At 73.9% G+C, this 18,418-nt stretch carries 17 protein-coding genes; 14 read left to right on the forward strand and 3 right to left on the reverse strand.

From position 1 onward, the window contains the following. The first annotated feature begins 15 nt into the window (after positions 1-15). The 6 genes from aztB (at position 16) to FB558_RS16770 (ending at position 5,716) form a co-directional block, all read left to right on the forward strand. A complete protein-coding gene (gene aztB / locus FB558_RS16745; RefSeq protein WP_142056503.1) occupies positions 16-876 on the forward strand; it encodes a zinc ABC transporter permease AztB in 861 nt (286 codons plus the stop codon). Further along, positions 873-2,084, forward strand: coding sequence for a WD40 repeat domain-containing protein (locus tag FB558_RS16750; RefSeq protein WP_246106561.1), 1,212 nt, complete (start codon positions 873-875; stop codon positions 2,082-2,084). Before aztB ends, FB558_RS16750 begins: the two co-directional genes overlap by 4 nt. After that, positions 2,081-2,995 carry a zinc ABC transporter substrate-binding protein AztC gene (gene aztC, locus FB558_RS16755; RefSeq protein WP_142054572.1) on the forward strand — a complete coding sequence of 305 codons (915 nt, stop codon included), beginning with the start codon at positions 2,081-2,083 and terminating at the stop codon, positions 2,993-2,995. Before FB558_RS16750 ends, aztC begins: the two co-directional genes overlap by 4 nt. 36 nt (positions 2,996-3,031) lie before the next feature. Continuing rightward, positions 3,032-4,204 carry a zinc metallochaperone AztD gene (gene aztD / locus FB558_RS16760; RefSeq protein ID WP_142054573.1) on the forward strand — a complete coding sequence of 391 codons (1,173 nt, stop codon included), beginning with the start codon at positions 3,032-3,034 and terminating at the stop codon, positions 4,202-4,204. 164 nt (positions 4,205-4,368) lie between these two features. Further along, on the forward strand, positions 4,369-4,572 hold the full coding sequence (locus tag FB558_RS16765) for a hypothetical protein (protein ID WP_142054575.1): 204 nt from the start codon (positions 4,369-4,371) through the stop codon (positions 4,570-4,572). A gap of 139 nt (positions 4,573-4,711) precedes the next feature. Further along, positions 4,712-5,716, forward strand: a complete 1,005-nt coding sequence (locus FB558_RS16770; RefSeq protein ID WP_142054577.1) for an iron-siderophore ABC transporter substrate-binding protein — start codon at positions 4,712-4,714, stop codon at positions 5,714-5,716. Between the two features lie 646 nt (positions 5,717-6,362). On the opposite strand, the gene FB558_RS16775 is transcribed toward FB558_RS16770, so the two are convergent. Continuing rightward, entirely contained in the window at positions 6,363-7,289 is a 927-nt protein-coding gene (locus FB558_RS16775) for an alpha/beta hydrolase (RefSeq protein WP_211366642.1), read from the reverse strand. 69 nt (positions 7,290-7,358) lie between these two features. Between FB558_RS16775 and FB558_RS16780 the strand changes: the two genes are divergently transcribed. Beyond that, positions 7,359-8,969 (forward strand): flavin-containing monooxygenase, encoded by a 1,611-nt coding sequence (locus FB558_RS16780; protein WP_142054579.1) that lies wholly within the window; start codon positions 7,359-7,361, stop codon positions 8,967-8,969. A 26-nt stretch (positions 8,970-8,995) separates the two neighbouring features. Here FB558_RS16780 and FB558_RS16785 read toward each other — a convergent pair whose 3' ends face one another. Beyond that, a complete protein-coding gene (locus FB558_RS16785; protein WP_142054581.1) occupies positions 8,996-10,363 on the reverse strand; it encodes an aminotransferase-like domain-containing protein in 1,368 nt (455 codons plus the stop codon). Between the two features lie 60 nt (positions 10,364-10,423). Here FB558_RS16785 and FB558_RS16790 point away from each other — a divergent pair, with 60 nt between their 5' ends. The 6 genes from FB558_RS16790 (at position 10,424) to FB558_RS16815 (ending at position 17,251) form a co-directional block, all read left to right on the forward strand. Then, positions 10,424-11,914, forward strand: a complete 1,491-nt coding sequence (locus FB558_RS16790; protein WP_142054582.1) for a CoA-acylating methylmalonate-semialdehyde dehydrogenase — start codon at positions 10,424-10,426, stop codon at positions 11,912-11,914. Between the two features lie 31 nt (positions 11,915-11,945). Further along, positions 11,946-13,301: an aspartate aminotransferase family protein gene (locus FB558_RS16795; protein ID WP_142054583.1), complete on the forward strand. Its 1,356-nt coding sequence runs from the start codon at positions 11,946-11,948 to the stop codon at positions 13,299-13,301. 37 nt (positions 13,302-13,338) lie between these two features. Then, the gene (locus tag FB558_RS16800; RefSeq protein ID WP_211366643.1) at positions 13,339-14,631 is read left to right on the forward strand and encodes an MFS transporter; all 1,293 of its coding nucleotides are present in this window, start codon (positions 13,339-13,341) and stop codon (positions 14,629-14,631) included. Continuing rightward, a complete protein-coding gene (locus FB558_RS16805) occupies positions 14,628-16,196 on the forward strand; it encodes an amidohydrolase (RefSeq protein ID WP_142054585.1) in 1,569 nt (522 codons plus the stop codon). The genes FB558_RS16800 and FB558_RS16805 overlap by 4 nt, the downstream gene beginning before the upstream one ends. Positions 16,197-16,305: 109 nt before the next feature. Continuing rightward, positions 16,306-16,740 carry a hypothetical protein gene (locus FB558_RS16810; protein ID WP_425468054.1) on the forward strand — a complete coding sequence of 145 codons (435 nt, stop codon included), beginning with the start codon at positions 16,306-16,308 and terminating at the stop codon, positions 16,738-16,740. Positions 16,741-16,771: 31 nt separating this feature from the next. Then, positions 16,772-17,251, forward strand: a complete 480-nt coding sequence (locus FB558_RS16815; protein WP_142054587.1) for a peroxiredoxin — start codon at positions 16,772-16,774, stop codon at positions 17,249-17,251. Between the two features lie 19 nt (positions 17,252-17,270). On the opposite strand, the gene FB558_RS16820 is transcribed toward FB558_RS16815, so the two are convergent. After that, positions 17,271-17,951 carry a class I SAM-dependent methyltransferase gene (locus FB558_RS16820; RefSeq protein WP_211366745.1) on the reverse strand — a complete coding sequence of 227 codons (681 nt, stop codon included), beginning with the start codon at positions 17,949-17,951 and terminating at the stop codon, positions 17,271-17,273. A 156-nt stretch (positions 17,952-18,107) separates the two neighbouring features. On the opposite strand from FB558_RS16820, the gene FB558_RS16825 reads away from it, so the two are divergent. Then, positions 18,108-18,308: a hypothetical protein gene (locus FB558_RS16825; RefSeq protein ID WP_142054591.1), complete on the forward strand. Its 201-nt coding sequence runs from the start codon at positions 18,108-18,110 to the stop codon at positions 18,306-18,308. The last annotated feature ends 110 nt before the right edge of the window (positions 18,309-18,418 follow it).

An 18,418-nucleotide genomic window follows, 5' to 3' on the forward strand; every position in this document is an offset into this window, starting at 1 on the left:
AAGGTACCCGGCGTGCTGGAGTGGCTGCTCGTCCCGTTCGAGGTGTCGTTCGTCCGGCGGGCGTTGGTGGCCGGGGTCCTCGTGTCCCTGGTGTGCGCGCTCGTCGGCACCTGGGTCGTCCTGCGCGGGATGGCGTTCCTGGGCGAGGCCGTGTCGCACGGGCTCCTGCCCGGGGTGGCGCTCGCGTCGCTGACCGGGCAGAGCGTCCTGCTGGGTGCCGCGCTCAGCGCGGGCGTGATGGTGGCAGGCATCGCCCTGGTCGGCCGCTTGCGGCGGGTGTCGCGCGACACCGCGATCGGCCTGCTGTTCGTCGGCATGCTCTCGATCGGCGTGATCATCGTCTCGCACTCCGACTCGTTCGCCGTGGACCTCACCGGGTTCCTGTTCGGCGACGTCCTCGCGGTCGGCCCGGCCGAGCTGTGGCAGCTCGCCGTCGCGCTCGCCGTCGCCGCGGCCGTCTCGCTGCTCGGCCACCGGGCGTTCCTCGCGCTGGCGTTCGACCCGCGCAAGGCCGGCACGCTCGGGCTGCGGCCCGGTGTCGCGCACGGCGTGCTGCTCGCGCTGGTGACGCTCGCGATCGTCGCCTCGTTCCGGGTGGTCGGCACGCTGCTGGTCTTCGGGTTGCTCATCGCCCCGCCGGCCGCCGCGCTCCTGTGGGCCCGGCGGGTCGCGACGATCATGCTCGGCGCCGCGCTCGTCGGGTGCGCCTCCACCGTGCTGGGGCTCGTCGTCTCGTGGCACGCCGGCACGGCCGCCGGCGCGACCATCGCCGCGGTCGCGGTCTCGGCGTTCTTCGTCTCCGCGCTGGCCTCGCACCTGCGGGGCCGGCTGTCCGTCGGCGCCACCGTGGCGTCCCCCGAGGAGGTCCGCGCGTGATCGCGCATCCCCGCAAGCCGCTCGTCCGCACCACCGTCATTGCCGCCGCGGCCGCCGTCGCGGTGGCGTGCGCGGCCCCCGCCGAGGAGCCCGCCCCCGAGGAGGTGCCCCACGGCTACGTGGCCGGTGCCGAGGAGACCGCCGAGGCCCAGTCGCGGCTGGTCGTCGCCGACGAGGCGGGCGCCGTCCGGGTGCTCGACCTCGTCACCGAGGAGGTGGTCGAGGCGGGCCGCGCCGACGGCGTGGCCTCGGTGACGGGCGACGGGCGGCACGCCTACCTCGCCGCCGCCGACGGCACCGTCCGCATCGTCGACAGCGGCGCCTGGACCGTCGACCACGGCGACCACTCGCACTACTACCGCGCTGCGGTGCGCGAGGTCGGGTCGGTGCCCGGTGCCGACCCCGTCGCGGTGCACGCCGACCAGGCCGTCACCGCGCTCGCCCTCGCCGACGGCACGGTCCGGCTGCTGGACCGCGCCCGCCTCGACGAGGGCGCCGTCGCCGAGGTCGCGACGATCCCCCGCACGCCGCACCGCGGCCCGGCCGTCCCGTACGAGGGGCACGTGCTGGCGTCGGTGGCCGAGCCCGGGCAGGACCTCGGGTCGGGCGTGGCGGTGCACGACCGGACCGGCGCACCGGTCGCGAGGATCGACGAGCCGTGCCCGCAGCTGGAGGGCTCGGCCGTCACCCGGCGCGGCGTCGTGTTCGGGTGCGCCGACGGGGCGCTGCTGGTGAGCGGGTCCGACGGCGCGTTCCGCGGCGAGAAGATCCCCTACCCGCAGGCGGTGCCCGCCGACGAGCGCGCCCGCGAGTTCCGGCACCGCCCGGGCAGTGCGACGCTCACCGCCCTGGCCGGCGAGGCCGGGATCTGGGCGCTGGACGTCACCGAGCGGACCTGGACCCGCCACGACACCGGCCCGGTCGCCGCCGTGAACGGCGCCGGCGCGGGCACCGCGCTGCTCACGCTCACCGCGGACGGGGTGCTGCACGCCCTCGACCCCGCATCCGGGGCGGAGGTCGCGTCCAGACCGCTGGTCACCGCCCCGGTCGCCCCGGGCGTCCGCATCGAGGTCGACACCTCCCGCGCCTACGTCAACGACCCGGCCGCCGGCGTGATCCACGAGATCGACCACGGCGACGACCTGCGCGTCGCCCGCACCTTCGACCTCGGCGGGGCGCCGAGCCGCATGGTGGAGACCGGGCGATGAGGCGGCGCGCCTTCGCGGCCCTCGTCGGCGTGCTGCTGCTCGCCCTCGCCGGGTGCGGACAGGTGGGACAGGAGCGGACGGTCGTCGTGACGACCAACATCCTCGGCGACGTCACCCGCAACATCGTCGGCGACCAGGCCGAGGTCACGGTGCTGATGGCGCCGAACGCCGACCCGCACTCGTTCGGGGTCTCGGCCCAGCAGGCCGCGCAGCTCGAACGCGCCGGGCTCGTCGTGCACAACGGCCTGGGCCTGGAGGAGGGCGTGCAGCGCCACGTCGACGCCGCCCGCGACGCCGGTGTGGCCACCTTCGCCGCGGCCGAGGCCGTCGACCCGATCGCCTTCGCCACCGACGGCAGCGCGGGGAACCCGGACCCGCACTTCTGGACCGACCCGCAGCGCGTCCGCCGCGTGGTCGACCTGGTGGCCGACGAGGTGGTCGCCCACGTCGAGGGCGTCGACGAGGCGGCGGTCCGCGCGAACGCCGCGCGCTACGGCGCCGCCGTCGACGAGCTCGACGCCGCGCTGACCGCGCAGTTCGCCCGGATCCCGGACGAGCGGCGCAAGCTCGTGACCAACCACCACGTGTTCGGCTACCTCGCCCAGCGCTACGGGTTCGAGGTGGTCGGCGCGGTCATCCCGAGCGGGACGACCCTGGCCTCGCCCAGCGCCGCGGACCTGGAGTCGCTCGCCACCGCGGTGCGCACCGCGGGCGTGCCGGCGGTGTTCGCCGACTCCTCCCAACCCGACCGCCTCGCCCGCGTGCTCGCCGACCGCGCCGGCGTGCACGTGGCCGTGGTCCCGCTGTTCTCCGAGTCGCTGACCGACGAGGGCGGCGGCGCGGCGACCTACCTGCAGATGATGCGCGCCAACGCCGACGCGATCGCGCGCGGCCTCGGCGCCACGCCCTGAGCCCCGAACCCCAGTAGAAGAACGAAAGGCGATCGCATGCCCCTCCCCGTACGCGTCGCGGCACTCGCCGCCGGAGCGCTGGTCCTCGCGGCCTGCGGTTCCGGCGCCGAGGAGCAGCAGGCCGCCGCGCCCGCGCCCGCGCAACCCGCGCTCAGCGTCACCGAGCCCCTGGTCACCACCTACGAGGGCGGCCTCCACGTGCTCGACGGCACCACCCTCGAGGTGGCGGCCGACATCCCGCTCTCCGGCTTCAACCGCGTCAACCCGGCGGGCGACGACCGCCACGTCATCGTCTCGACCTCCGACGGCTTCCAGGTGCTGGACGCCGCGGCCGCGACCCTGACCGACGTGACGTTCCCGGGCGCCGAGCCGGGGCACGTCGTGCGCCACGCCGGCCGCACCGTCCTGTTCACCGACGGCACCGGGCAGGTCCGCGTCATCGACCCCGCGACCTTCGGCACGGGCGCGCCGAGCGTGGCGGAGTACACGACCCCGCAGCCGCACCACGGCGTCGCCGTCGAGCTGGCGAACGGCGAGCTCGTGACCACCCTCGGCAACGAGGAGGAACGCCCGGGCATCGTCGTGCTCGACGTGCAGCGCCAGGAGATCGCCCGCAACGAGGACTGCCCCGGCGTGCACGGCGAGGCCACGGCGGAGGGCGAGGCGGTCGTCATCGGCTGCGAGACCGGGGCGCTGGTCTACCGGGACGGCACGATCACCAAGATCACCAGCCCGACGCCGTACGGGCGGATCGGCAACCAGGCCGGTTCCGACGCGTCCCCGATCACCCTCGGGGACTACAAGCAGGACCCGGACGCCGAGCTCGAGCGCCCCACGGTCGTCTCGCTGATCGACACCACCGACGCGAGCCTGCGCCTGGTCGACCTGGGCACCAGCTACACGTTCCGCTCGCTCGCGCGCGGCCCGCAGGGGGAGGGGCTCGTGCTCGGCACCGACGGGCACATCCACGTGATCGACCCGGTGGCCGGCGCGGTGACGCGGACGATCCCCGTGCTCGAGCCGTGGCAGGAGCCGATCGAGTGGCAGCAGCCGCGGCCGTCGATCTTCGTGCGCGGCGGTACGGCCTACGTGAGCGACCCGGCGGCGAACGCCGTGCACGCCGTCGACCTCGCGGCAGGCGCGGTGACGGCGACCGGAACGCTGCCCGCGACCCCGAACGAGCTGAGCGGGGTGGTCGCGGCGCACTGACACCCGGCCCCGTCTCGGCGGAGACACCTCCACGTCACCGGTGACGTGGAGGTTCTCGGCCGCGCCCGGCTCCTCGTCGGCGCGGTCCGACCCGGCGGGAGATGCCGCTCACATCCGCCGCGTCCCCGCTTTCCCGCTGCTTGCGGATGCGCAACCGTTGGTCCATGAGTGCTGCACGAGCGCACCCGGCGTCGGACCGGGACTGGAAGGACCAGCTGGTCGAGCTGCACGTCCTCGCGGCGAACGGCGACAAGGCCGCCGCGTCGGAGGCCGAGCGGTGGATGGCCGACGACCCCGAGGTCCGCAAGGCGTGGGCCGAGGTCGAGGCCACCTGCGACCGGATCCGCGGCTCCGAGGAGTCTGCCTAGCCGGACACGGGTTCGTCCCCGTGCCGTCGCGCGGGGGTGGACGACCTCGGACCGGGTGCGGCGGCGATCACCTTCGCGACCGCGGCGGATGAGGTTAGGCTGCGCTGACTTCGCCGAGATCGACGCTGGAGGTCGGCCCGTGAGATCGTTCCCGCCTCCTGGCGCCCGTCCGTCCCGCCGTGCGGTGCTCGCCGGGGGCCTGCTGCTGGCCGGAACGCTCGCCGGGTGCGGCGCCCCGCGGGAGGACGCGGGCGCGGCGGCCCCGGCAGCGGGGTTCCCGCGCCGGGTCGACACCGCCCTCGGACCGGTCGAGATCCCCGCGAAGCCGCAGCGGATCGTCACCGTCGGCCGGGAGGCGGAGGTCGTGCTGGCCCTCGACGCGACCCCCGTCGGCATGCCGAAGAGCTACTACGCCCCGGGCGTCGAGCCCTACCTGGAGGACCGCATCGCCGGGCGGGACGTCACCGTGTTCGACACGGCGCAGGGCATCCCGTACGAGCAGATCGCGGCGTTGCGGCCGGACCTGGTCCTGGCAGGCACCTACTACGGCATCGAGGGCGAGGTCGCGCGGCTGTCGGAGATCGCGCCCGTCGTGACCTACCGGCGCGGGGCCCTCGTGGACACGTGGCAGGACCATGCGGCGCTCATCGGCGAGGCGATGGGCGAGGAGCAGCGCGCGGCCGCGGTCGTCGCCGGGCTCCAGGACCGGATCGCCGGCATCGCGGCCGAGCACCCGTCCTGGCGCGACCGCACGTTCACCCTCTCCTTCAACTACGAGGCGGGCCGGATCACCTCGATCGTCGATCCGGCCGACTTCGCGATGCGGATGGTCGCCGAGCTCGGGCTCGTGCCGTCGCCGGGCGTGGCGCGGCTGCCGACGAGCGGCGACGCCGGGCAGGCCGATCTCAGCTACGAGGTCGTGTCCGCGCTCGACGCCGACGTGCTGCTGATGGCGCACATCTCGCCCTCGGTGCAGGCGCAGCTCGAGTCGCTCCCGGTGTTCGCGGGAGTGCCTGCGGTGCGCGAGGGCCGCTACGTCCCGGTCGACCTGATCACGGTGAGCGTCCTGCGCGCGCCGATGGTGCTGGGCATCGAACACGCCCTCGACCGGCTGGTACCGGAACTGGAACGCGCCCTCGGCTAGAAGACCCGGGCTGGACCGGGCCCCGCCGGCAAGATCCTTCCGCTGTCGACCACTGCCTCACGCCCCTGTCCCGGTCTTCGGCGCAGTCGGTCGGGTTCGGCTGCTCCTGCCCGTCGGCGGGGTGGCCGGGTGGGCAGAACTACCGAAATTGGGGCTGGGTGGGCAGCCGTCCCCGGCGCGGGCCCAGGCCCGTTCTTGACGAGACCGTCCCTGCTGGGTGCTCGCCCACCTTGCGGTGGTCCCGTTCCACCGCCTTATCGATGATCATCGGTCAGATCGGAGGCGTGTCCACCTCCCGTGATCGACAGGGAGCAGGACGTGCAACGGAGGTGTGCGGCTCAAGTCCTCGGCCCACTGGTCAAGGCTTGTTTCGAAGGGGTTCGAGAACGGCACCACAGCAAGGTGCGCACGGACCCGGCCGCGACGGGTTCGTCCAGAACAGGCCTGGGCCCGCGTCGGGAACGGCCGCCAGAACGACCACGATATCCGTGGCTTGGGCCCAACCCGGCCACCCTCGCCGCAGCAGCGGGCGCCGGGGCGAGGCGCGCGCACCCGTCTCCTGCCACGCCCCCCGATTCGCGCCGCGCACCCCGTCGACGAGTCGCGCGGGCGGAGATGTGGTGCGCGGCCCCGCTTCACGCGGCACTCAGGGCAGCAGGTCGTCCAGCGCGGCGAGCGCCTCCCGGCTGCGGTCGTCGGCCCCGTCCACGACGCCGAGGAAGGCGAAGTAGCCGTGGATCAGCCCCGGTCCGGGGAGGTGGCGCACCGGTACGCCGGCCGCGCGCAGCCGCTCGGCGTAGGCGTCGCCCTCGTCGCGCAGGGGGTCGTACTCGGCCGTGACGACGACGGCGGGCGGCAGGCCGGTCAGGTCGGGCGCGTGCAGGAGGTCGACGGTCGGGTCCTCCCGCTGCGCGGGGGCGGGCGCGTACTGGTCGTAGAACCAGGCCATGTCGGTGCGGGTGAGGAAGTACCCCTCGCCGTTCTCCCGGACCGACGCCATCCCCATGCTCGGGTCGGTGCACGGGTAGACGAGCAGCTGGGCGGCCAGCACCGGCCCGCCCTCGTCGCGGGCCCGCAGGGCCGCCCCGGCCGCGAGGGACGCTCCGGCGCTGTCCCCGGCCACGACGTGCGGCCTGCCCGGGAAGGCACTCGCGCTCCGCGTCAGCGCGGCCGTCGCGTCGTCGAGGGGAGCGGGGTGGGGGTGCTCCGGGGCGAGCCGGTAGTCGACGGCGACGACGACGGCGCCCGCGGCGTTGGCCACCCGCCGGCACACGGGGTCGTGGGTGTCGAGGTCGCCGACCACGAAGCCCCCACCGTGCAGGTAGGTGACGATCCGCCCGCGGTCCTCGAGCGGGCGGTAGACCCGCACCGGGAGCGGGCCCGCCGGCCCGTCGACCGCGCGGTCCTCGACGTCGGCGACCGGTTCCGGCTGGTAGTCGCCCCCGCGGCGGGCCATCGCGAGCGACCGGTAGTGGCTCCGGGTCTCCTGCGCCGTGCCGCGGACCAGGGGTAGGGCCCCGGTCGCCTCGAGCCTGTCGAGCACTGCGCGGAACTGCGGATCGAGCGGCGGCACTGGTCCCTCCAGCGGGTCGGTGCATACGGTGGCAGTTGTTGAGCATGCCCAACTACCCACGGAGGCGGAATGGGCGAGGCGGAGCGCGATCTGGACGCCGTGGTCGTCGGCGCCGGTTTCTCGGGCCTGTACATGCTCCACCGGCTGCGGGGCCTCGGCCTCCGCGCGGCGGTGCTCGAGGCGGGCGACGGCGTCGGCGGCACCTGGTACTGGAACCGCTACCCGGGCGCCCGGTGCGACTCCGAGAGCTACTACTACTCCTACTCGTTCGACGAGGACCTGCAGCAGGAGTGGGAGTGGAGCGAGCGCTACCCCGGTCAGCCGGAGATCCTGCGCTACCTCGACCACGTCGCCGACCGGTTCGACCTGCGCCGCGACATCCGCTTCGGCACGCGGGTGGCCGAAGCGGCCTTCGACGCCGACGCCGGCCGCTGGCGCCTGCGCACCACCGACGGTGAGCGCTTCACGGCCCGGTTCTTCATCACCGCGGTCGGCTGCCTGTCCGCGGCGAACGTTCCGGACATCCCGGGGCTCGACTCGTTCCGGGGCCGGTGGTTCCACACCGGCCGGTGGCCGCACGAGGGCGTCGACTTCACCGGCCTGCGGGTGGGCGTCGTCGGAACGGGGTCCACGGGCATCCAGGCCATCCCGGTGATCGCCGAGCAGGCGCGGCACCTCACGGTCTTCCAGCGGACGGCGAACTACAGCATCCCGGCCCGGAACGGGCCGATGGAGGCGGCGTTCCAGCGCGAGGTCAAGGACGGTTACGAGGCGATCCGGCGCACGCAGCGCGCCTCGACCAACGGCCACCCCTTCGACGTCTCCGAGCGGCCGGCGCTGTCGGTGTCGGAGGAGGAGCGGCGCGCCGTCTACGAGGCGGCGTGGGAGCGCGGGGGCCTGCGGTTCCGGGCCGCCTTCGCTGACCTGCTCACCAGCAAGGAGGCCAACGACACCGCATCGGAGTTCCTCCGCGCCAAGATCCGCGAGATCGTGCGGGACCCGGCGACGGCCGAGAAGCTCGTGCCGCGCGACCACCCGTTCGCCACGAAGCGCCCGCCCATCGACACCGACTACTTCGAGACCTACAACCGCGACGACGTCACGCTCGTCGACGTGCGCGAGACGCCGATCGTCGAGATCACCGCGGACGGGCTGCGCACGACCGCGGAGACCCACGCGCTCGACCGCCTCGTGTTCGCCACCGGCTTCGACGCCCTGACCGGGCCGCTGCTCGCCATGGACATCCGGGGGACCGGCGGGCGGACCCTGCGGGAGAAGTGGGCGGAGGGCCCGCGCACCTACCTCGGCCTGCAGGTCGCGGGCTTCCCGAACATGTTCACGATCACCGGTCCCGGGAGCCCGTCGGTGCTGACCAACATGCCCACCTCGATCGAGCAGCACGTGGACTGGATCGCCGACTGCATCGCGCACCTGCGCGAGCGCGGCCTGGAACGGATCGAGGCCACCGAGGAGGCCGAGCGGGCCTGGGGCGAGCACGTCGAGGAGGCGGCGCACGCGACGCTCCTCCCGCTGGCCGCGACCTCCTGGTACCTCGGGGCCAACGTGCCGGGCAAGCCGCGGGTGTTCCTGCCCTACGCAGGCGGGTTCGCGGCCTACGCCCGCCGGTGCGCGGAGGTGGCGGAGTCCGGGTACGAGGGCTTCATCCGCACCGCCCCCTGACGGCCCCGGGCAGGCGGTGCGACGAGCTACCGCCCCCGGGAGCGCCATCCGCTGGTCCGGGCCGCCGCGGCGATCTGTTCCGCCACCTCCGCGTGACCGTCGGCGAGCAGGCCGACGGTCACCCGGATGTGGTCCTGCGCGGACGGCGCGACGGTGAACGGGGTGCCGGGCGTGACGCCGATGCCCTGGCTCGCCAGCCGGACGATAGCGGCCGACTCGTCGTGCACCGGCACCCAGATGTTGATCCCGTCGGTGCCCCCGACCGCGACGCCCGCGGCGGCCAGCGCGTCGACCACCAGCCGGCGGCGGCGCGCGTACTCGTGGCGGGCCGCGGCCACCGCCGCGCCCGCCGCGTGGTCGGTGAGCAGGCTGAGCAGGATCCGTTGCAGCAGCCTGCTGCTCCACCCCTGCCCGTTCTGGCGCCGCGCGGCGACGGCCGCGAGCACGTCGTCCGGGCCGCTCATCGCGGCCAGCCGCAGGTCGGGGCCGTGGGACTTGGAGAAGCTGCGCACGTGCACGGTCCGGTCGGGCAGCCTGCTCCCGAGGCTCGTCGGGGGTGAGATCGAGGTGGCCCCGGCCGAGTCGTCCTCCACGACCAGGGTCGAGGTGCCCTCGAGCAGCCCGGCGAGCGCGTCCGCCCGGCCGGCGGCCAGCGACACCCCGGTCGGGTTCTGGGCGCGCGGCTGCAGCACCACGGCGGCCAGCGGGGAGTGCAGGGCGTCGGCCAGCGCGTCCGGTTCCGGCCCGTCGCCGTCCACCGGCAGGGCGACGACCTGCGCGCCGACGGCCTCGAGCAGGTCGACCAGCGGCGGGAAGCACGGGTCCTCGATCGCGACGCGGTCCCCGAACCGCAGCACCGAGCGGGCCACCAGGTCCAGGCCGTCCATGGCGCCGTCGACGATCGTCAGCTCGGCCGGGTCGTAGGGCCAGTCGGCCCGCAGGACCTCGCGCAGCTCCGGCAGGACCGGCTCGTCGAGGTAGCTGCCGGGCGTTCCGGCCGTGGTCAGTGCGGCCAGCGCGCCGGTGAGGCTCGGGAGCAGGGCGGCGTCCGGGACCCCGGTGCAGAGGTCGATCCGGAACGGTGCCTGATCCTGCGGTGGCTGGCGGTCCAGTGCCTGCCGGTAGCGCCCCGCGCGCGGCTCGGCCCGGCCGACGACGGTGGTGCCGCGCCTGCCGTCGGTGCGGATGGTTCCCGCGCGGGTCAGCAGGGCCCATCCGGCGCTGACGGTGGTGGGCGAGAGGGCCAGCTGGGTGGCGACCTCGCGGATCGGCGGGAGCTTCGCCCCCGGCGCCACGACGCCGTCGCTGATCGCCCGGCCCACGGCGTGGGCCAGGTCGCGGGCCGTGGGGTGCTCGAGCCGCTGCTCGATCTCGGACAGGAGCTCGCTGCGCACTTTTGTAACATATCAAAAGATGTATTGTTCTGTCGCATCGTCACACATACCGTGCCCGGCATGACGACGCGCATCTCCCACTGGATCGACGGCCGCGAGACCCCGGGCACCTCCGGTCGTGCGGCGCCGGTGTTCAACCCGGCGACCGGGCGGCAGACCGGTGAGGTCGACCTGGCGAGCGCCGCGGAGACCGGCACCGCGGTGGCGTCGGCGCTCGCCGCCGCGAAGGCGTGGCGCCGCGCGTCGCTGTCGAGCCGCAGCGCGGTGCTCTTCCGGTTCCGCGAGCTGCTGCACGACCGCTCCGACGAGCTGGCCGCGATCATCACCGCCGAGCACGGGAAGGTGCTCTCCGACGCGGCGGGCGAGATCGCCCGCGGCCTGGAGAACGTCGAGTTCGCCACCGGGGTGCCCCAGCTGCTCAAGGGCGGGTTCTCCGAGCAGGCCGCCACCGGCGTCGACGTCTACAACATCCGCCAGCCGCTCGGCGTGGTCGCCGGCATCACCCCGTTCAACTTCCCCGCGATGGTCCCGCTGTGGATGTGCGCGAACGCGATCGCGTGCGGCAACGCCTTCGTGCTCAAGCCCAGCGAGAAGGACCCGTCGGCGGCGTTGTTCCTCGCGCGGCTCTGGCAGGAGGCCGGGCTGCCCGACGGCGTGTTCACCGTCCTGCAGGGCGACGCCGAGGCGGTGAACGCGCTGCTGGTGCACCCCGACGTCGCCGCCGTCAGCTTCGTGGGCTCGACGCCGATCGCGCGCCACATCTACGAGACGGGCACGGCGCACGGCAAGCGGGTGCAGGCGCTCGGCGGCGCCAAGAACCACGCGCTGGTGCTGCCCGACGCCGACGTCGACATGGCCGCCGACGCCGTGGTCTCCGCGGCGTACGGCGCGGCGGGGGAGCGGTGCATGGCGCTGTCGGTCACCGTGGCGGTCGGGGACGTCGCAGGCCCGCTCGTGGACGCGATCGCGGCGAGGCTGCCCAAGCTGACGATCGGCGACGGCGCCCAGCCCGGCACCGACATGGGGCCGCTGATCACCCGGGAGCACCGCGACCGCGTCGCGGGCTACGTCGGGGCCGGTGCGGAGGCCGGCGCCACGGTCGTGGTCGACGGCCGCGAGGCCGACGTGCCCTCCGACGGCTTCTTCCTGGGCACGACCCTGCTCGACCACGTGCGCCCGGACATGACCGTCTACACCGACGAGATCTTCGGGCCGGTGCTGTCGGTGGTGCGCGTGGACACCTACGAGGAGGGGCTGGAGCTGATCAACGCGAACCCCTTCGCCAACGGCACCGCGATCTTCACCCGGGACGGCGGCGCCGCCCGGCAGTTCCAGTTCGACGTCGAGGTCGGGATGGTCGGCATCAACGTGCCGATCCCGGTGCCCGTGGCCTACTACTCGTTCGGCGGCTGGAAGGCCTCTCTGTTCGGCGACACGCACATGTACGGCCCGGAAGGGATCACCTTCTACACCCGCGGCAAGGTCGTCACCTCGCGCTGGCCGGACCCGGCCACGTCCTCGGTGGACCTCGGTTTCCCGAGGACGCGCTGAGCGCGGCTCGCGGAGCGAAAGGACAACGCTCATGACGATCACCGCCCCGGAGCGCACGCGGGTGCGCACCGACGACCGCGCGCACGTCTTCCACTCCTGGTCGGCCCAGGCGCAGATCGACCCGATGCCCATCGAGCGCGCGGAGGGTTCCTACTTCTGGGACGACGAGGGCAGGCGTTACCTCGACTTCTCCTCCCAGCTGGTCAACGTCAACATCGGATACCAGCACCCGCGGCTGGTCGCGGCGATCACCGAGCAGGCCGCCAAGCTCTGCACGGTGGCGCCGGGCTTCGCCAACGACGCCCGCTCCGAGGCCGCCCGGCTGATCGCCGAGGTCGCGCCCGGGGACCTGGACAAGGTGTTCTTCACCAATGGGGGCGCCGAGGCCAACGAGAACGCGCTGCGGATGGCGCGGGTGCACACCGGGCGGCACAAGGTGCTCGCCGCCTACCGCAGCTACCACGGCGCCACGGCCGGGGCGATCGCCGTGACCGGGGACCCCCGGCGCTGGGCGTCCGAGCCCGGGGTGTCGGGGGTGGTGCGCTACTGGGGGCCGTACGCCTACCGCTCGGCGTTCCACGCGGCCGACGAGCACGAGGAGGGCGCGCGGGCGCTCGCGCACCTGCGCGACACCCTCGTGGTCGAGGGGCCGCACACCGTCGCCGCGATCATCCTGGAGACCGTCGTCGGCACCAACGGCGTGCTGGTGCCGCCGCCGGGCTACCTCGCGGGCGTCCGCGCCCTCTGCGACGAGTTCGGCATCGTCATGATCGTGGACGAGGTGATGTCGGGCTTCGGCCGCTGCGGCGAGTGGTTCGCCGTGGACCACTGGGACGTCGTCCCGGACCTGATCACCTTCGCGAAGGGCGTCAACTCCGGGTACGTGCCGCTCGGCGGCGTGGTGATCTCCCGGGCGATCGCGGCCACCTTCGACGACCGCCCCTACCCGGGCGGGCTCACCTACTCCGGGCACCCGCTCGCGTGCGCGTCCGCGGTGGCGTCGATCGGCGTCTTCCGCGACGAGGGGATCCTCGAGCACGCGCGCGCCCTCGGCCGCGACGTGATCGGCCCGGAGCTGCGGGCGCTGGCGCGGCGCCACCCGAGCGTCGGGGAGGTCCGCGGGCTCGGCGTGATGTGGGCGCTCGAGCTGGTGCGCGACCGGAAGACCCGCGAGCCGCTGGTGCCGTTCAACGCCACGGGGGCCGCGGCGGCTCCGATGGCCGAGTTCGCCGCCGCGTGCAAGCAGGGCGGGCTGTGGCCGTTCACGCACTTCAACCGCACGCACGTCGTACCACCCTGCACGACGACACCCGAGGAGGTCCGCGAGGGCGTCGCCGTCCTCGACGCCGCCCTCGACGTGGTGGACCGCTACTACACCGGCGAGTAGGAAGGCGACCATGTCAACGTCGACAACGGTCCCGAGGGTGTCGCCGACGAAGGTCGCGTTCGCGAGCTTCGTCGGCACCACCGTCGAGTGGTACGACTACTTCATCTTCGGCACGGCCGCGGTACTCGTGCTCAACCAGCAGTTCTTCCCCACGCTCGAGCCCCTGGCCGGCACGCTCGCCGCGTTCGCCACGTTCTCGGTGGCCTTCGTCGCGCGCCCGTTGGGCAGCATCCTGTTCGGCCACTACGGCGACCGCGTCGGCCGCAAGAAGATGCTCGTGTACTCGCTGCTCGGCATGGGGCTGGCCACCGTGCTGGTCGGCGTCCTGCCCGGCTACGCGACGATCGGGATCACCGCGCCGGTGCTCCTGGTCGCCCTGCGCTTCGTGCAGGGCTTCGCCGTCGGCGGCGAGTGGGGCGGCGCCGCGCTGATGGCGCTGGAGCACGCCCCGGCCCGCAAGCGGGCGTTCTTCGCCAGCTGGCCCCAGGCCGGCGTGCCGGCCGGGATCGTCCTGGCGACCGGGGCGTTCTACCTGGTCCAGCTGATGCCCGAAGCGCAGTTCCAGTCGTGGGGGTGGCGCATCCCGTTCCTCGCCTCGGCGGTGCTGATCGTGGTGGGGCTCTACATCCGGATGCGGATCACCGAGTCGCCGGAGTTCGAGGCGCTGCAGGCCCGCCGGGAGGAGCCGCAGCGCGCGCCGATCGGGGAGGTGCTGCGCGAGCACAAGCGCTCGGTGCTGATCGGGGCGCTGTCCATCGCCGGCGGCAACACCGTGTTCTACCTGGCCACGGTCTACATGCTCGCGCACGGGCCGCAGGACCTCGGCTTCGACCGCGGCCTGATCCTGCTCATGATCATGGCGGCCGCGGCGATCGACATCGTCAGCATGCCGCTCGTGGCGATGATCGCCGACCGGATCGGGCGCAAGCGGCTGTTGCAGCTCGGCGCCGTCATCGGCATCGTGATCGGCGTGCCGATGTTCGCCCTGTTCCAGACGGGCACGGCGTGGGGGATCTTCCTGGCGGCGTTCCTCGCGCTGCCCGTGGGCCACGCGTTCTCCAGCGCGGTGATCACCAGCTTCATCCCCGGCCTGTTCGAGACGCGGGTCCGCTACACCGGCGCGGGCCTGTCCTACCAGCTCAGCGGCATCATCGCCTCGGCGCCAGCCCCGTTCGTCGCGACGTACCTCTACGCGACGACGCAGAGCAGCCTCGCCGTCGGTGCCTACCTGTCCGCGGTGTCCGCCGTCGCCCTGGCCGCGATCTCGTGCGGGCCGCGGACGCACCTGGACCGCGAGGTCGCCCCGGCCCCGGGGCCGGTGACGCCGTGAAGATCGTGAGCGGTCCGCGGATCATCCCGATGGAGGGCCCGGAGCCGGAGGCGCTCGCCGTCGACGGGGAGTGGATCGCGGCCGCGGGCACGCGGTCCGAGCTGCGCGAGCGCTACCCCGACGCCGAGTGGATCGACCTGGACGGCGCGCTCGTCGTCCCCGGTTTCAACGACGCGCACTGCCACCCGTCCCAGGCCGCGCTCGCCCGCGTCCGCGTCGACCTGTCCGGCGCCACCGACCGCGAGGCGGTGCGCACGGCACTGCGGACGCGGGCCGCCACCGTGCCGCCGGGGGAGTGGGTGGTCGGCCAGCCGATCAACGAGCGGAAGCTCGCCGGCGTCGACCGCGACTTCCTCGACACGGTCTCCACCGAGCACCCCGTCGTGATCATCCAGTACACCTTCCACCGCGCGGTCGTGAACAGCCGCGCGCTGGAGGTGCTCGGCTACCGCACGCCGGCCGACGCGCCGCCCGGCGGGGAGCTGACCGTCGCCGCCGACGGCCGCCTCGACGGCTGGATGTACGAGCGGGCGTGGCTCGACCCGTGGCTGCCCGGCCCGCTGACCCCTTCGATCGCCCCCGCCGGGGAGGCCGCCGCGCAGGTCGCGGCCCTGCGGGAGGTCAACGCCGAGCTGCACCAGGTGGGGATCACCTCCTACTGCGACGCGATCGTCACGCCGCTGGAGCGGGAGATGTACACCGCGGCGCTGCGCGCGGGGCAGCTCATCCCGCGGGTCAGCATGCTGCTGTGGCACAGCTGGTTCGACCCGGACTCCTGGCCCGCCGAACAGCCCGACAGCACGCACCTGCAGCTCGCGGGCGTCAAGCTGATGCTCGACGGCGCCTTCTCCGGCGGCACCTGCCTGTGCCGGCACCCCTACGCCAGCGCCACCGGCAGCGACAACGGTCTGCAGGTGCTCGGCGACGCCGACTTCGCGGAGACGGTGCGCGCGGTGGACGCCGCGGGCCGGCGGGTGGCCGTGCACGCCAACGGCGACCTCGCGATCGCCAAGGTGCTCGACGTGCTGGAGTCGCTGCCGGCCCGGTCGTCACGGCGGGGCCACCGCATCGAGCACTGCAGCATCGTCGACGACGCCCTGATCGCCCGCATCCGCGACGCCGGCGTGATCCCGGTGCCCTTCGGGCCGTTCATCGCGCTGTTCGGCGAGGCGGTGAGCGAGTTCTACGGGCCGGAGCGCGCCGGGATGGCGTGCGCGCACCGGTCGCTGCGGGACGCGGGCGTGCAGGTCGGGGGCTCCTCGGACTTCCCGATCGTGCCCATCGACCCGCTGCTCGCGCTACAGAGCCTCGTCACCCGCCGCACGGCGGACGGGCTCGTGGTGGGCCCCGAGCAGCGGCTCGACGTGCTGGACGCGCTCGCCGTCTACACCGCGGGCTCGGCCCACGCCACCGGCGAGGCCGCGATCAAGGGCCGGCTGACCCCGGGGCGGCTCGCCGACTTCGTGGTGCTCGACGCCGACCTGACGGCCGTCGACCCGGGCGAGATCGCGTCGGTCGGGGTCCGCTCGACGTGGGTGGGCGGGAACTGCGTCTGGTCGCGCTGAGAACGGCGTCCGGACGCAGACGGCACACATCCGGTGGGGTCGGCACACATCGCGGGCGGTGTGTGCCGACCCCACCCGGTCTGTGCGGTGCCGCGGAACGGGCGTCGGGATACTCGCGGGCGTGGGACTCGTGGCTGCAGCGGCCTTCACCTGGCTCGGCATGGTGCTGGCGATCTCGTTCCTGGAGGCGCCGCTGAAGTTCCGCGCGCCCGGCGTCACCGTGCCGCTGGGCCTGGGCATCGGGCGCCTGGTGTTCGCCGCGCTGAACCGCGTGGAGCTGGTCCTGCTGCTCCTCGTCGCGGGCGGTCTGCTGCTCGCCGGCACCCGCCCGGCCCTCGTGCTGGTGGCGGCGGCGCTCGCCGCAGCCGTGCTCGCCGCGCAGCTCGGGCTCATCCGTCCGGCGCTGAACCGGCGCTCGGAGCGGGTGCTGGCGGGTGAGGAGCTGCCGCGCTCGCGCGCACACCTCTACTACGTGGTGCTCGAGGTGGCCAAGGTGGTCGCGCTCGTGCTGCTCGGTGCCACCGCGCTGACCCCGGTCGGGTGATACCCAGGCGGATTCCGCGTAAGTTGCACCCATGACGATCTCCGTGGGTGACCGGCTCCCCGATGTCGAACTGCGCGTGGTGACCGCCGACGGGCCGACCGTCGTGAAGTCCGGCGAGGTCCTGGGCACCGGCAAGGTCGTGCTGTTCGCCGTGCCCGGGGCGTTCACCCCGGGCTGCTCCAACGTCCACCTGCCCGGGTTCGTGGAGCGGGTCGACGAGCTCCGGGCCAAGGGCGTCACGACGATCGCGTGCACCGCGGTCAACGACCCGTTCGTGATGGACGCGTGGGGCAAGGCGCACGGCGTCGGTGACGACATCCTGATGCTCGCCGACGGCAACGGCGAGTTCGCCGCCGCGATGGGTCTCGAGCTCGACGGACGTGGCTTCGGCCTGGGGAAGCGCTCCAAGCGCTACGCCGCCATCGTCGAGGACGGCGTGCTGACCAGCCTGGACGTCGACGAGAAGGGCATCGACCTCTCCGCCTGCTCGAACATCGTGCTCAAGCTCTGAGCAGGCGTCCGGCGGCCGGTCACCGGGGCGGCGGGAGGCGGTAGACCGACACGTGGGAGCGGGACTCGGCCGTGAACGCCGAGCCGGCCCAGTCCGCGTGGCGCGACTCGAGTTCCATGCCCGCGAGCTGGGCCATGAGGTCGAGCTCGGCGGGCCAGATGTAGCGGTGCGGGCTGCGGAACAGCTCGGCCTGCCGGCCGTCGGAGAACCGGAAGTGGTGCGAGACCATCCGCTGGTTCACGACGTCGTAGGTGTCGAGACCCACGTACCCGGGCTCGCTGTGGAACACGGTGGCCTCCCGGCCCGGTGGGAGCACGCGCAGCTCGGGCACCTCCAGTTCGATCACGAACCGGCCCCCGGGCCCGAGGTGCCGGGCCGCGTTGCGGAAGCAGGCGACCTGCTCGGCCTGGGTGAGCAGGTTCGAGATCGTGTTGAACACGAGGTAGACCAGCGTGTAGGAGCCGGGGGCGCGGGCGGTGGCCATGTCACCGACGACCACCGGGACGCTCGCCTCGTCCACCTTCGTCCGCAGCCGATCGATCATCGGACGGGACAGCTCGATCCCGGTGACGGGCACCCCGCGCGCGGCGAGCGGCACGGCGACGCGGCCGGTGCCGATCGCGAACTCCAGCGCCCGCCCGCCCCCGGCGAGCTCGACGAGCCGGTCCACGGTGGGCTCCAGCACCTCCGGCGCGAACATGCCCGTGCCCGGGGTGTCGTACTGCCGAGCGGCCGCCTCGTCCCAGATGTCCTCCTGTCGCACGGCGCCAGCGTGGCGGCGTGGACGGCGGGCGTCGACCGGATTCCGGCGGCGGGTGCCCACCACCGGAGCCGTCGGAGGAGCATGCTTCGGCGTATGGCCCGCTACGTGGTTCCCGTCCTCGGCGTCCTCCTGGTCGCGATCGGCGCGCTGTGGACGCTGCAAGGCGCCAACCTCGTGGGAGGCAGCTTCATGTCCGGGTCGCGGCTGTGGCTGGTGATCGGCCTGGTGGCGCTGGTCGCCGGCGCGACCCTGCTGGTCCGCGCGGTGCGCACCCACCGAGGGCGGCCTCTCTAGGCGGCTCCGGAAGCGGGATCCGCGTGACGAACGGCACGTTCGTCGGCTAGGTACCGACGAGAGTGCCGTTCGTCCGGTGGGCGCCTACTTCACGATGATGTGCGTTCCCG

It is taken from the genome of Pseudonocardia kunmingensis (genome assembly GCF_006716445.1).
GTDB classification, from domain to species: domain Bacteria; phylum Actinomycetota; class Actinomycetes; order Mycobacteriales; family Pseudonocardiaceae; genus Pseudonocardia; species Pseudonocardia kunmingensis.

Bases quoted from the DNA above. Each gene is read 5' to 3' on its own strand.
- FB558_RS16790 (WP_142054582.1), top strand. From the start codon at position 10,424: ATGACGACGCGCATCTCCCACTGGATCGACGGCCGCGAGACCCCGGGC.
- FB558_RS16765 (WP_142054575.1), top strand. From the start codon at position 4,369: ATGAGTGCTGCACGAGCGCACCCGGCGTCGGACCGGGACTGGAAGGAC.
- FB558_RS16825 (WP_142054591.1), top strand. From the start codon at position 18,108: ATGGCCCGCTACGTGGTTCCCGTCCTCGGCGTCCTCCTGGTCGCGATC.
- FB558_RS16815 (WP_142054587.1), top strand. From the start codon at position 16,772: ATGACGATCTCCGTGGGTGACCGGCTCCCCGATGTCGAACTGCGCGTG.
- FB558_RS16795 (WP_142054583.1), top strand. From the start codon at position 11,946: ATGACGATCACCGCCCCGGAGCGCACGCGGGTGCGCACCGACGACCGC.
- aztD (WP_142054573.1), top strand. From the start codon at position 3,032: ATGCCCCTCCCCGTACGCGTCGCGGCACTCGCCGCCGGAGCGCTGGTC.
- aztC (WP_142054572.1), top strand. From the start codon at position 2,081: ATGAGGCGGCGCGCCTTCGCGGCCCTCGTCGGCGTGCTGCTGCTCGCC.
- FB558_RS16780 (WP_142054579.1), top strand. From the start codon at position 7,359: ATGGGCGAGGCGGAGCGCGATCTGGACGCCGTGGTCGTCGGCGCCGGT.
- FB558_RS16820 (WP_211366745.1), bottom strand. From the start codon at position 17,951: ATGTTCGCGCCGGAGGTGCTGGAGCCCACCGTGGACCGGCTCGTCGAG.